The sequence below is a fragment of the Pararhizobium antarcticum genome (assembly GCF_001885585.1).
GTDB lineage: Bacteria > Pseudomonadota > Alphaproteobacteria > Rhizobiales > Rhizobiaceae > Pararhizobium > Pararhizobium antarcticum.
Map to the genome: position 1 here is coordinate 207,590 of NZ_LSRP01000096.1, position 12,593 is coordinate 220,182.

Consider the following 12,593-nt stretch of genomic DNA (forward strand, 5'->3'; position numbering starts at 1 on the left):
GCATTGATGCCTTTTAGGCATCTCTATGGGGACGGCGCCGAAAGCGCTGGACCGCGTCGCGCACGATGGAAGAACAAACCGATGCTGCATTCCCGAAAGCTGCACTATATCAACGAAATCGCCCGGTGCGGTTCCATTCGCAAGGCCGCAGCACGGTTGAATGTCGCATCGTCGGCGATCAACCGGCAGATCCTGGCGCTCGAGGCGGAAATCGGCGTTCCAATCTTCGAGCGACTGCCGCGCGGTCTGCGGCTCACCGCGGCCGGCGAACTTTTCATCGAGCACATCCGCGACGTGCTGAAGAACTACGAACGGCTGGAATCGCGCATTCGCGGGCTGAAGATGCCGCAGGCCGGCAAGGTTTCGATCGTCACGACCGTGGGTCTTGCTGCCGGTCCGCTGCCGGATATCATCGCCCGGTTTATCGCGCAGCATCCGCGTGTGCGGGTGCAATTGCGCAATGATGGCGGTTCGACGACGCTCAATCCTGTTCTGACAGGCGAGGCCGATCTTGGTCTCGGCTTTAATATCCAGGCGACGCCCGGTATCCGCACGCTGGCCAATTTCGATGTGCCGATCGGCGTCGTCCTGCCACCCGGACACAGGCTGGCAGGCACCGGCCCGATCAGCCTCGCCGATGTGGTGCAGGAAAGGCTGGTTCTGGCGCAGACCGGCACCAGCCTGCGCGATGTCATCAATCTGGCGCTCGCACCATTGCCGGTCTCGGTGGAGCCCGTGGTGGAAACCAATGCCTCGGAAATGCTGAAGCAACTGGTCAAGGCCGGCACTGGCCTGACGCTGCTCAATCCGCTCGATGTGATCGTCGAATGCCGGCGCGGCGAACTGGTGTTTCGCCCCATCGCCGAAACCCACTCGCGCCAGCCGATGAAGCTGTTTGCGCGGGCGCGGGCGCCGCTGGATGCGGCCACCAGCCTGTTCGTCGAATATCTGATGACGGAATTGCTGGGGCTGATGCAGGAATTGCAGGCCAACGGTTCCATTCTTGCCCAGGACAAGTGAAGCCGGACGCCGCTATTTCGAATAGAGACTGGAGAGCGGGTAGTGGGTCAGGTCGTGGAGAAGGTCGATGAAGCCCCGGGCCTGGTGTCTTGCGATCAGCGCACCCTTTTCAGCCGTTCCGAGCGAGGCATCGCCAACGACGCCGTTCGGGTTGAGATCATGGGCGATCCAGGCCAGGGAATGCGGCGGCAATGGCTGCAGATAACGGGTGTTGTCCTTCATCCATTCTGCTTTTGAGGCAAAATTAGCGGCTCTGTCCATGCGCACCAGGTCGGGGCGAAAATGCAGCATCATCGAGGTTTCCATATCGCCGCCATGGATGCCGAATGTCTGCTCATGGTCGCTGATCAGGCCCTCCGGGCTGCCGAACCTCGACCACTGGGTCGCAACCACCGCCATCGAAAACCGCACGCGCAATTCCCGCGCGACGATGTTCATGACGTCGAGATTGCCCCCATGCGAGTTGACGATCACCATCTTGCGGATCCCGGCTTCCGCCACCTTGCCACCGATTGCGGTCCAGACCGGAATGAGGATCTCGGCGCCGAGCGACAGCGTGCCGGGTCCGTGGACATGTTCGTTGGCCTTGCCGATTTCCTGCGTGGGCAGAACGAGAATGTCGAGTGTCTCAGGCAGTTGAGCGCGTAGTTCGGCCAGCATGCCGTTGGCGATGGTGACGTCGGTTGCGATCGGCAGATGCGGACCGTGCTGCTCGGTGGAGGCAAGCGGCAGGATGGCGATGGTCCGGTCGACCGAAAGATCGGCGAAATCGCCCGTATTCAGCTCGTTCCAGAAAAATGGTTTTCCCATGACCGCTCGCGCCCTTCCGTCATCGCCCATTCGAGGAATACGGGAAGAAGGCAGACAACGAAAAGCATCAATTTGCGTCCGGGATGATGCTTTTTTGTGTTCAGTATAGGTCCGGGCCATGGTGAGCATGGATCAGCTTGCGGGACCAAAGGACGCATCCTGGGCGGCTGCATGTCTGCCGGAATCTTGATTTCGATCAAACTGCCGGGGAGGAATTCCAGACTATAAGGCGAGGACCGGCTCAGGAGAGGAAAAGGACGGATGTGCGATGAGCGAACGAAAAGACGTGCAGCCTTCCGGGGTGCCCGTTCCGTGCCTGACCTGTGACGCAAGGAGCGGCGGGGTCTGCGGCACGCTCGACGCGGAACAGCTTGCGTCGCTTGCCAAGGCATCGTCGAAGAAGCGGCTGGAAAGCGGCGCTGAGCTGATCGGTGACGCGCAGACCGTCGAAGCCTATTCGAACATCCTGTCAGGCGTGGTCAAGCTGACAAAGGGCCTGCCCGATGGCCGCGAACAGATCGTCGGTTTGCAGTTCGCCCCGGATTTCCTGGGACGACCCTTTCAGGATGAAAGCGCCATCACCGCGCATGCCGCCACGAATGTGGTGCTCTGTTCATTTCCCAAGCGCACGCTTGAAATGCTGATCAAGCAGTCGCCGCGGCTTGAGCACTTCCTTCTGAACCAGACCCTGCGGGAACTCGACGAAGCCCGGGACTGGATGCTGACGCTGGGACGCAAGAACGCCTTGGAAAAGGTCGCAAGCTATCTGCTGCTCATTGCCAGATACATTGATCCCGCCGTCGATCCGGATTCGCAATCCATCGCCTTCGACCTGCCCATGTCACGGCTGGAGATCGCGGATTTCCTCGGCCTGACGATCGAAACCGTCAGCCGCCAGCTGACGAAACTCCGCATCGATGGCGTCATCGCGGTCAGCCAGAACAGGCATATCGTCGTCGCCAATCCCGAACGCCTCAGGATGCGCTCCGGCTGCTAGCTGTCCCCAAAGCTCCCTGGCGAATGGCCGGTACGATGTGTTCATTCTCGAACGCGACATGGCGACGAAGGCCATCGAAAAACCCCCGCAGCATGAAGCCGAAGGTCTCTGCCTGATCGACCGGCGCGCCATGACCGATTTTCAAAAGCATGTCGGTCAGGTCTGCAGCAAAACACTGGTCTGAGATATGCTCGGCCCGCAACCTGTCAGTCGACAGGCTGGCGGACACGACGAGCTTCTCATAGGCCGGAAAAATCACCGCCTCCTCATAGGCATGCGCCCGCCGCAGCAGAGGCAGCAGTCTTGAAGCCATGGAAAGGCATACCAGTGCATCCGTCGCCGCAGGCAGGCGGTCAGCGATATCCTCCAACGCCTGGCACAGTGCCACCTTGCTGTCGTGAATCAGTTTCATCGCCTCGATGACGTCCCGCTTGGCGAACGCATCCTGCGACAGGACTTCGATCTCGCAGCATGCCGGATACACGGCGCGTTCCCTCCGACTGGCTGGCATGCTTGCCTCCTGCTCCCCTTTGATGCCCGATCGTGCGTCATCATCAATGTGGATTCATTGATATAGATCAATGCCGTGTCCGGCCGGATAGGGGACATCTCCGACCATCAAAGAGTCGGGGACCGTTTCATGAGGCACGCATCGTCAATCATCAGCCTGGGGCTGTTCAGCTTCCTGGCCATCCTTGCCGCAGCCTTCGCGCACGATCAGGCATTCGCCAATCACATGTGGGTGCTGACGATCGTGCTGGTGATCTCGGTCATCGTGCTGTTGCGGCGGGAGAACTTCCAGCCTGCTGCGCCCGTCGATCCATCGGCCTACATGGACGGCCCGATCCGCTACGGCGTGATCGCCACCATCTTCTGGGCGGTTGTCGGGCTGCTGGTCGGCGTCGTCGTCGCGTTGCAGCTGACCTATCCGGTCCTGAACATCGAACCCTGGTTCAATTTTGGCCGGATGCGTCCCTTGCATACCTCCGGGGTCATCTTTGCCTTCTGTGGCAATGCGCTGATCTGTACCTCCTTCTACGTCGTCCAGCGGACATCGCGGGCGCGCCTGTTCGGTGGTGATCTCGCCTGGTTCGTCTTCTGGGGCTACCAGCTCTTCATCGTCATGGCGGCCACCGGCTACCTGCTTGGGATCACCGAAAGCCGCGAATATGCAGAGCCGGAATGGTATGTCGATCTCTGGCTGACCGTCGTCTGGGTCGCCTATCTCATCGTCTTCCTGGGCACCATCGTCAAACGCAGGGAGCCACACATCTACGTGGCCAACTGGTTCTATCTCGCCTTCATCGTAACGATCGCGATGCTGCACATCGTCAACAATCTCAGCATGCCCGTGTCGTTCCTCGGATCGAAGAGCTATTCCGCCTTTTCGGGTGTTCAGGACGCGCTGACGCAATGGTGGTACGGCCACAATGCGGTCGGCTTCTTCCTGACCGCCGGCTTCCTAGGCATGATGTATTATTTCGTGCCCAAGCAGGCCAATCGTCCGGTCTATTCCTATCGCCTCTCGATCATCCACTTCTGGGCGCTGATCTTCCTCTACATCTGGGCCGGGCCGCACCATCTGCATTTCACCGCGCTGCCCGACTGGGCGCAGACGCTGGGCATGGTGTTCTCGATCATGCTGTGGATGCCCTCCTGGGGCGGGATGATCAACGGCCTGATGACGCTGTCGGGTGCCTGGGACAAGCTGCGCACCGACCCGATCATCCGGATGATGGTCGCTGCCATCGCCTTCTACGGCATGTCGACCTTTGAAGGGCCGATGATGTCGATCAAGACGGTCAATTCCCTGTCGCACTATACCGACTGGACCATCGGACACGTGCACTCCGGCGCACTTGGCTGGAACGGTCTCATCGCCTTTGCCGCCCTCTACTACATGGTGCCGAAACTCTGGGCCCGCGAACGTCTCTATTCCTTGCGCATGGTCAGCTGGCACTTCTGGCTCGCGACACTCGGTATCGTGGTCTACGCCGCGGTCATGTGGGTCTCCGGCATCCAGCAGGGCCTGATGTGGCGCGAGCATGACGAGCAGGGCTTCCTTGTCTACTCCTTCGTCGAAAGCGTTGCTGCTCTTCATCCCTACTATCTCATTCGTGCGCTGGGTGGCGTGCTCTACCTGGCGGGTGCGCTGGTGATGGCCTGGAACCTGACGATGACGATCCTTGGATATCAACGCGACGAAGCGCCGATTGGCGGAACGTTTCCCTCGCTGCAGCCTGCCGAATAGGAACCCGACATGGCCTTAATGGACAAACACGCGATCATCGAGCGCAATGCTACCCTGCTTCTGCTCGGGTCGCTGCTCGTGGTCACCATCGGCGGCATCGTCGAGATCGCTCCGCTCTTCTACCTGCAGAACACCATCGAGAAGGTCGAGGGGATGCGGCCCTATACGCCGCTGGAACTGGCGGGTCGCAACATCTATGTACGGGAAGGTTGTTACGTCTGTCACAGCCAGATGATCCGGCCGTTCCGCGACGAGGTCGAGCGCTACGGTCACTACAGTCTTGCAGCGGAATCGATGTACGACCATCCGTTCCAGTGGGGCTCGAAGCGCACGGGACCGGATCTTGCACGGGTTGGCGACCGCTATTCCAACGAGTGGCACGCCCAGCACCTGGCCGATCCGCAGTCTGTGGTGCCTGAATCGATCATGCCGAGCTACGCCTTCCTGAAGACAACGCCTCTGCCGATCCAGGATCTGTCTGCGCATCTGGTCGCCAATGTGCGGGTTGGCGTTCCCTATTCGCAGGACATGATCGACGCGGCCGTCGAAGACGCCAAAACCCAGTCGACGCCGGACAGCGACACCACGGCCTTCGATGCCCGCTATCCGAAGGCGAAAAGCGGTGATTTCGATGGCGATCCGGCGGCGTTGAGCGAGATGGATGCGCTGATCGCCTACCTGCAGATGCTGGGCACGCTGGTGGACTTCAAGACCTACGACGAGACCGGTGGAGACCGTTAAGGAGAACGACCATGGACTATCACATCATGCGAACATTCGCCGATAGCTGGGGGCTTCTGGCCATGCTGGCCTTCTTCGTCGCGGCCTCCGCCTTTGCGTTTCGTCCAGGAAGCAAGGAACTCAGCCAGGATGCGGCCAGCATCCCCCTGAAGGACGATTGACATGAGCGAGAAGCACATTGACGAAGTTTCCGGCGTAAAGACCACCGGTCACGAATGGGACGGCATCCGCGAACTCGACAATCCGATGCCGCGCTGGTGGATCTGGACGTTCTACGCGACCATTGTCTGGTCCCTCGGTTACGTCATCGCCTATCCCGCCTGGCCGCTGCTGACATCCTCGACCCAGGGCATCCTCGGTTATTCGAGCCGGGCCGAGGTGCGCAATGATCTGAAGGCCGCCGATGATTCGATGGGGGCCTACAGGCTGGCCATCAAGGACAAGTCGGTTGCGGACATTCTTGCTGACGACCAGCTGCGCAGCGTCGCTGTCGCTGCAGGGGGGGCCGCGTTCAAGGTCAATTGCGTGCAGTGTCACGGTTCCGGCGCTGCGGGCTCGCAGGGCTTTCCGAACCTCAATGACGACGACTGGCTCTGGGGCGGCAAGCCGGACGAGATCCAGCACACGATTGCCCACGGCATCCGCTTCACCAAGGATGATCAGACGCGGGATTCGCTGATGCCCGCCTTCGCCGAGGTTCTCGATGGCGAGCAGATCTCCCAGGTGAGTGCGTTCGTCGCAAGCCTTTCGGGCCCCGTCCGCGACACATCGATGATCGAGCCGGGCAAGACGGTGTTTGCTGAAAACTGCGTCGCCTGCCATGGCGACAATGCCAAGGGCAACAGGGAACTGGGCGCACCCGACCTGACCGACGCGATCTGGCTGTACGGCGGAAGCGAACAGGCGATTGTCGCGCAGGTCCGCGCACCGCGCATCGGGGTGATGCCGGCCTGGAATGCCCGTCTCGGGGAAACCGCCATCAAGGAACTCGCGACCTTCGTGCACGCGCTGGGCGGTGGCGAAAAGTAGTTTGCTTGATCTTGATCAACATTGAATGGCGATGCGGCGGGCATGGTGGACCGTGCCTGCCGCTCATGTCGCGGGCTTTGTGAGATTTCGACGGAAGGTTGGCAGTTCATGCAAGATCAGGATGTGACACGGCTGGAGGCCGTCGCAACCAACTCGGCCGCCAACCGACAGCCGCTCTACGCCCGCCGCACCAAGATCTTTCCAAAGCGGGCGTCCGGTTCGTTCCGGCAATTCAAATGGATTGTCATGGCGATCACGCTTGGCATCTACTATCTGGTGCCGTGGATCCGATGGGACCGGGGTCCGTTCGCGCCGGATCAGGCCGTGCTGATCGACATGGCCCATCGCCGCTTCTACTTCTTCTTCATCGAAATCTGGCCGCAGGAATTCATCTACATTGCGGGCCTGCTCGTCATGGCCGGCATCGGCCTGTTTCTCGTCACCTCGACGGTCGGCAGAGCCTGGTGCGGATACACCTGTCCGCAGACCGTCTGGGTCGATCTCTTTCTGGTCATCGAGCGCTATTTCGAAGGCGACCGCAATGCGCGCATGAAACTCGACGCCGCGCCCTGGTCCTTCACAAAACTTCGCATCCGCATCATCAAACACGTCTCCTGGCTTGTCGTCGCGGTTCTGACAGGCGGTGCCTGGATCTTCTACTTCGCCGATGCGCCGACGCTTGCCGTAGATTTCGTGACCGGAAATGCCGCTTTCATCGCCTATGCCACCGTCGCCGTCCTGACGGCAACGACCTATACGTTCGGTGGCCTCATGCGCGAGCAGGTCTGCACCTATATGTGCCCCTGGCCGCGCATCCAGGCAGCCATGCTCGACGAAACATCGCTCACCGTCACCTACAATGACTGGCGCGGCGAACCCAGGTCGCGGCATACCAAGAAGGCGATGGCCACAGGCGCGAGCGTCGGCGATTGTGTCGATTGCAACGCCTGCGTCGCCGTCTGTCCGATGGGGATCGACATTCGTGACGGCCAGCAGCTCGAATGCATCACCTGCGCGCTCTGCATCGATGCCTGCGATGACGTCATGGGGCGGCTTGGCAAGGAGCATGGGCTGATCAGCTATTCGACGCTCAACGACTACGATGCCAACATGGCGATTGCGACCCGTTCGGGAAGCTGTTCCATCACCCCTGAACTGATCCGCAAGCCGGACGGGCGTTTCTCCGAAAAGCTCTCGCATTTCCACATCCGCAAATTGTTGCGGCCGCGCACATTCCTCTATTTCGGGGCATGGAGTGCCGTCGGGGTATCGATTGCCTTTGCCCTTGCCACACGCGATCGCCTCGAGCTCAACGTCCTCCACGATCGCAATCCGCAATTCGTCCTGCTCTCGGACGGTGCGGTTCGAAACGGCTATACCGTCAAGCTTTTGAACATGGTGCCACAGCCGCGGACCGTGGTTCTGAAACTCGATGAGAGCTTCGAAGGCGCGTCGATGACGATCGTCGGTGCAGGCGACGCAAATGTACTCGAAACGGACGTCGCGCTGGAGCCCGACAGGTTGAAGACCATCAAGGTTTTCGTCCGGGCCGATCCGCAGGCTCTTGATGGCACCACGCGCTCCTTCTCCTTTGTCGCCACGGATAAAGCGACTGGCGAGCGCGCGGACTACACCGCCACCTTCAACGCACCGGAGAAACGCAAGTGAGCACGAACCCGCAAGGCGCAGAATTCACCGGCCGGCACATGCTGTTGATCATGCTGGCCTTCTTCGGCGTCATCATCGCCGTCAATCTCGGCATGGCCAGGCTGGCGGGCTCGTCCTTCGGCGGGCTCGTCGTCAAGAACAGCTATGTCGCCAGCCAGGAATTCAACGGCAAGCTGGAGCAGAGCCGGCAACAACTGGCACTGGGCTGGACAACGGCGTTCAGCGTGGCCGACGGCACGATCACATATCGACTGACAGACCGCGACGGCAGAGCCGTGCAGGCCACGGCCGTTTCCGTCCAGTTCCGCCATCCCTCCTATGAGGCGGCGGACTGGAGCGTTGCGCTGAAACCGGCTGGCGACGGCCGTTTCGAGGCTGCACATACAGCGCCCAACGGGATCTGGATCGTGCAGATCGACAGCGAGGTCGGACGCGTCGCGCCCTATCGCGATGTCCGCCGCATCACCATCCGCAACGGAGCGTTCCAATGAGCTGCTGTGGAACGTCGGCCGGGCTGGCGATCGACATCGAAGCTGCAAAAACTGCGGGGCCGTCAGCCGACGAAATCCTCTTTGCAGCAAAGACGCTGGGCGATGGAACGCTGCAGACCGATCTCTCGATACCCTCGATGCACTGCGCCGCTTGCATGCGCGCCATCGAAACAGGACTTTCGTCACTGCCGAACGTGATCTCGGCGCGCGTCAATCTCTCGACGAAGCGGGTCACCGTCAAATGGACGGGAAACGAGGCGCCCGCCTTCCTGTCCCGCCTGCAATCGCTCGGTTACCCTGCGCACCTGACGGATGAATTTGTCTCCGGCAAGGACAAGACGCTGTCCGAATTGCTGCTCGCGGTCGGCATTGCCGGGTTTGCGACGGGCAACATCATGCTGCTTTCGGTGTCGGTCTGGTCTGGGGCCGAGGGCGCGACCCGCGATCTGTTCCATTGGGTATCGGCCCTGATCGCCATTCCCGTCATCGTCTTTGCCGGACGCATCTATTTCCGCTCTGCCTGGAACGCCCTGCGGCACGGCCGGATGAACATGGATGTGCCGATCGCCATCGGCGTCTCGCTTGCCTATGCCACAAGCCTCTACGAAACCATCACCCATGGCGAGCACGCCTATTTCGATGCATCGGTCTCGCTCCTGTTTTTCCTGCTGATCGGCCGGACGCTGGATCACGTGATGCGCGACAAAGCCCGCGCCGCAGTCAGCGGCCTTGTCCGGCTTTCGCCGCGCGGCGCGGTCCGCATCGGCAAGGATGGCAATCGTGATTATCTTCCGCTCGGCGAGATCGAGCCCGGCATGCACCTGGCGATCGCGGCCGGAGACCGGATTCCGGTGAATGCGACGGTCATCGATGGCGTCTCCGAGCTCGATTGCTCGCTGGCGACCGGAGAGAGCGTCACGCGCGCCATTTCGCCAGGATCAGACATCCTGGCCGGCACGCACAATCTGTCCGGCCCGCTGGTCATTCGCGCCACAGCCGCTGCCAGGGATTCGTTTCTGGCCGAGATGGTGGGCCTGATGGAAGCGGCCGAGCAGGGGCGGGGAACCTACCGCCGGCTCGCAGACCGCGCATCGGCGATGTATTCGCCGGTCGTCCACATCACCGCTCTTGCAACCTTCATCGGATGGATGATCCTGACGGGCGACTGGCACCACGCCATCACCGTGGCGACCGCCGTTCTTATCATCACCTGCCCCTGCGCGCTCGGCCTTGCCGTTCCGATCGTCCAGGTCGTCGCCGCGCGGCGGCTGTTTGAAAACGGCGTCATGATGAAGGATGGCGGTGCACTCGAGCGGCTCGCCGAAATCGATACCGTCGTCTTCGACAAGACCGGCACGCTGACGACGGGAAGCCCGGTCCTGCAGTCGCAATCCACGCTCGACGACACGCAAATGCGCATCGCAGTCGCCTTGGCCCGCTCGTCCAAACATCCCTTTTCCCGGGCGATTGCCAAGGCGCATTCCCACATTCCAGACACTGTCCGCCTCGAGGACGTCAAGGAATATCCTGGCCTGGGCGTCGAGGCCAGATCCGGCGGACATGCCTGGCGGCTGGGTCGCGCATCCTGGGCGATGGCACCCTTCGTGCCGAACCGCACGACAAACGGCACGGTCCTTTCCAGGGACGGCGTGCTGCTGCTCTCCTATGATTTTCTCGATATTCTCCGGCCGGATGCCGTGGCGGCGACCGGCGCACTGCGCGAAGCCGGCATGCAGCTTGAAATCCTCTCCGGGGACCGGAAATCGGCCGTCGCACACGTCGCGTCCATGCTGTCCATCCCCGCCTTCAGTGCCGGGGTCCTGCCCGTCGACAAGGTCGATCGCCTGCACCACCTGAAAGCCTCCGGCGCACGGGCGCTGATGGTTGGCGACGGTATCAACGATGCGCCGGCGATGATGGCCGCCCATGTCTCCATGGCCCCGGCATCGGCCGCCGACATCGGACGAAGCGCCGCCGACTTCATCTTCCTGCGCGACAGCCTGAAGGCCGTTCCGCTTTCCCTGAAGGTGGCGAAACATGCCGAAAGGCTGGTCAAGCAGAACTTTGCCCTGGCGATCGGCTATAATCTCATTGCGGTTCCGATCGCCGTGATGGGCCATGTCACGCCGCTTATCGCGGCCATTGCCATGTCGGGTTCTTCGCTTCTGGTGATCGGCAATGCGATGCGGTTGACGGCCGGGGAGGGCTGGTGGACGAGACGCCTTGCTTCCCTCGCCTGGACACGCCGGAAAGTGGTGGATGCCTGATGGAAACCCTTCTCTATTTGATGCCGATCGCGCTGCTGCTCGGCGGCCTCGGCCTTGGCGCCTTCGTCTGGGCGCTGCGGTCCGGACAGTATGAAGACATGGACGGCGCAGCCGAACGCGTGCTGGTCGACGATTGAGCGTTCCGCTCTGCGGGCTTGCCTGGCGCAGCCCCCTCCCGGAATGGCTCAATGACTTCCCGTTGATGCAGATCAAGTCGCCGCGTCGCATCATCGGTAAACTCATCTCCATAGGCGGAAACGTCGCTCTTGGGAGATCAGACATGTCGTACAAATCTATTCTTGCCATCGTTGGCGTGGACCAGGACGCGCGTGACCTGCAGGTGGCGGTCGAGCTCTGCCGCGAACTTGATGCGCATCTGTCGGTCGTCGTGGCGCAACTCGCACCGCCACCGCCGATGGGCGATGCCGGGATTATCGCGACCGTCTGGCTGGAGCAGTCGAGGGCCGAACAGGATCGTCTCGAGGCTGATGTTGTCAGGCTCAACATGCTTCTCTCACAAACGGGCATTTCGTTTTCTGCGGAAGGCATGTTCGGACCGATGGCGAATGCCGGTGATGATCTGGGCGAGCGGGCCCGCTATTCGGACCTGACGATCATCGGGGCCGCCTTGAAGTTTGATCCCGATCTGAAATCGCGCGCCGTCGATGGCTGCCTGTTCAATTCCGCGCGGCCTATCCTTCTGATGCCGGAGACGGGCACGGCCTCCCTGAGGCCGAAGACGGTCATGATTGCCTGGGATTCGAGCCTTGAGGCGGCTCGTGCCGTCGGCGCGGCGCTGGATCTGATCATCCAGGCCGAAACCGTGCATGTCGTTCTGGTCGATCCGAAAGCGGCGACACGGGAAAATGGCGAGGAACCCGGCGCGGATATCGCCCGCTATCTTGCCCGCTATTCTGATGCCGTCAGCATCGACCGGATTCCGTCGATGGGGCGCCCGGTCGCCGAGGTCCTGCAGCAGCATGCCGCAGACATATCGGCGGGCGTTGTTGTCATGGGCGCCTATGGGCATTCGCGGATTCGCGAACGGATCTTTGGCGGCGCGACGCGGTCGATGATCGAAGGTGTCGCGGTGCCTGTGTTCATGGTGCATTGAGCAGCGGACGCTGTTCACCCTTTTCGATTGATCTGCATCAAACCGCCGCGGCGGTTGGCGGCTAAGCTTTGCGAATCGGGTTCTGGAGACGATAATGGATTTCGAGGGTTTCTTTCAAAGCGCGTTGGACGGCCTGCATCAGGAAGGCCGCTACCGCGTTTTTGCCGATATCGAGCGGCAGCGCGGCAACTTTCCGAAGGCGACG

The 12,593-nt window shown here is 61.3% G+C and carries 13 protein-coding genes; 11 read left to right on the forward strand and 2 right to left on the reverse strand.

The annotated features are described in order from the left end of the window. The first annotated feature begins 81 nt into the window (after positions 1–81). The gene (locus tag AX760_RS16525; RefSeq protein ID WP_071834012.1) at positions 82–1,020 is read left to right on the forward strand and encodes a LysR family transcriptional regulator; all 939 of its coding nucleotides are present in this window, start codon (positions 82–84) and stop codon (positions 1,018–1,020) included. 12 nt (positions 1,021–1,032) lie between these two features. On the opposite strand, the gene AX760_RS16530 is transcribed toward AX760_RS16525, so the two are convergent. Then, entirely contained in the window at positions 1,033–1,830 is a 798-nt protein-coding gene (locus AX760_RS16530) for a creatininase family protein (protein ID WP_071834013.1), read from the reverse strand. 268 nt (positions 1,831–2,098) lie between these two features. On the opposite strand from AX760_RS16530, the gene AX760_RS16535 reads away from it, so the two are divergent. After that, positions 2,099–2,827, forward strand: a complete 729-nt coding sequence (locus AX760_RS16535; protein WP_071834014.1) for a Crp/Fnr family transcriptional regulator — start codon at positions 2,099–2,101, stop codon at positions 2,825–2,827. Here the strand turns inward: AX760_RS16535 and AX760_RS16540 are convergent. Further along, positions 2,805–3,338 carry a hemerythrin domain-containing protein gene (locus AX760_RS16540; protein WP_245295038.1) on the reverse strand — a complete coding sequence of 178 codons (534 nt, stop codon included), beginning with the start codon at positions 3,336–3,338 and terminating at the stop codon, positions 2,805–2,807. The two genes, AX760_RS16535 and AX760_RS16540, sit on opposite strands and share 23 nt — an antisense overlap. 129 nt (positions 3,339–3,467) lie before the next feature. Between AX760_RS16540 and ccoN the strand changes: the two genes are divergently transcribed. From ccoN to AX760_RS16585, 9 genes are all read left to right on the forward strand, one after another. Further along, positions 3,468–5,078: a cytochrome-c oxidase, cbb3-type subunit I gene (gene ccoN / locus AX760_RS16545; protein WP_071834015.1), complete on the forward strand. Its 1,611-nt coding sequence runs from the start codon at positions 3,468–3,470 to the stop codon at positions 5,076–5,078. 9 nt (positions 5,079–5,087) lie between these two features. Further along, the gene (gene ccoO / locus AX760_RS16550) at positions 5,088–5,819 is read left to right on the forward strand and encodes a cytochrome-c oxidase, cbb3-type subunit II (protein ID WP_071834016.1); all 732 of its coding nucleotides are present in this window, start codon (positions 5,088–5,090) and stop codon (positions 5,817–5,819) included. An 11-nt stretch (positions 5,820–5,830) separates the two neighbouring features. Further along, entirely contained in the window at positions 5,831–5,980 is a 150-nt protein-coding gene (locus AX760_RS16555; protein WP_071834017.1) for a cbb3-type cytochrome c oxidase subunit 3, read from the forward strand. Between the two features lies 1 nt (position 5,981). Then, positions 5,982–6,848 carry a cytochrome-c oxidase, cbb3-type subunit III gene (ccoP, locus tag AX760_RS16560; protein WP_071834018.1) on the forward strand — a complete coding sequence of 289 codons (867 nt, stop codon included), beginning with the start codon at positions 5,982–5,984 and terminating at the stop codon, positions 6,846–6,848. Between the two features lie 108 nt (positions 6,849–6,956). Beyond that, entirely contained in the window at positions 6,957–8,516 is a 1,560-nt protein-coding gene (ccoG, locus tag AX760_RS16565; RefSeq protein ID WP_071834019.1) for a cytochrome c oxidase accessory protein CcoG, read from the forward strand. Further along, positions 8,513–9,007, forward strand: coding sequence for a FixH family protein (locus AX760_RS16570; protein ID WP_071834020.1), 495 nt, complete (start codon positions 8,513–8,515; stop codon positions 9,005–9,007). Before ccoG ends, AX760_RS16570 begins: the two co-directional genes overlap by 4 nt. Further along, positions 9,004–11,274 (forward strand): cation-translocating P-type ATPase, encoded by a 2,271-nt coding sequence (locus AX760_RS16575; RefSeq protein WP_071834021.1) that lies wholly within the window; start codon positions 9,004–9,006, stop codon positions 11,272–11,274. The genes AX760_RS16570 and AX760_RS16575 overlap by 4 nt, the downstream gene beginning before the upstream one ends. Next, positions 11,274–11,411, forward strand: a complete 138-nt coding sequence (ccoS, locus tag AX760_RS16580) for a cbb3-type cytochrome oxidase assembly protein CcoS (protein ID WP_071834022.1) — start codon at positions 11,274–11,276, stop codon at positions 11,409–11,411. Before AX760_RS16575 ends, ccoS begins: the two co-directional genes overlap by 1 nt. 143 nt (positions 11,412–11,554) lie before the next feature. Beyond that, entirely contained in the window at positions 11,555–12,388 is an 834-nt protein-coding gene (locus AX760_RS16585) for a universal stress protein (RefSeq protein ID WP_071834023.1), read from the forward strand. The last annotated feature ends 205 nt before the right edge of the window (positions 12,389–12,593 follow it).

Bases quoted from the DNA above. Each gene is read 5' to 3' on its own strand.
- AX760_RS16525 (WP_071834012.1), top strand. From the start codon at position 82: ATGCTGCATTCCCGAAAGCTGCACTATATCAACGAAATCGCCCGGTGC.
- AX760_RS16530 (WP_071834013.1), bottom strand. From the start codon at position 1,830: ATGGGAAAACCATTTTTCTGGAACGAGCTGAATACGGGCGATTTCGCC.
- AX760_RS16535 (WP_071834014.1), top strand. From the start codon at position 2,099: ATGAGCGAACGAAAAGACGTGCAGCCTTCCGGGGTGCCCGTTCCGTGC.
- AX760_RS16540 (WP_245295038.1), bottom strand. From the start codon at position 3,338: ATGCCAGCCAGTCGGAGGGAACGCGCCGTGTATCCGGCATGCTGCGAG.
- ccoN (WP_071834015.1), top strand. From the start codon at position 3,468: ATGAGGCACGCATCGTCAATCATCAGCCTGGGGCTGTTCAGCTTCCTG.
- ccoO (WP_071834016.1), top strand. From the start codon at position 5,088: ATGGCCTTAATGGACAAACACGCGATCATCGAGCGCAATGCTACCCTG.
- AX760_RS16555 (WP_071834017.1), top strand. From the start codon at position 5,831: ATGGACTATCACATCATGCGAACATTCGCCGATAGCTGGGGGCTTCTG.
- ccoP (WP_071834018.1), top strand. From the start codon at position 5,982: ATGAGCGAGAAGCACATTGACGAAGTTTCCGGCGTAAAGACCACCGGT.
- ccoG (WP_071834019.1), top strand. From the start codon at position 6,957: ATGCAAGATCAGGATGTGACACGGCTGGAGGCCGTCGCAACCAACTCG.
- AX760_RS16575 (WP_071834021.1), top strand. From the start codon at position 9,004: ATGAGCTGCTGTGGAACGTCGGCCGGGCTGGCGATCGACATCGAAGCT.
- ccoS (WP_071834022.1), top strand. From the start codon at position 11,274: ATGGAAACCCTTCTCTATTTGATGCCGATCGCGCTGCTGCTCGGCGGC.
- AX760_RS16585 (WP_071834023.1), top strand. From the start codon at position 11,555: ATGTCGTACAAATCTATTCTTGCCATCGTTGGCGTGGACCAGGACGCG.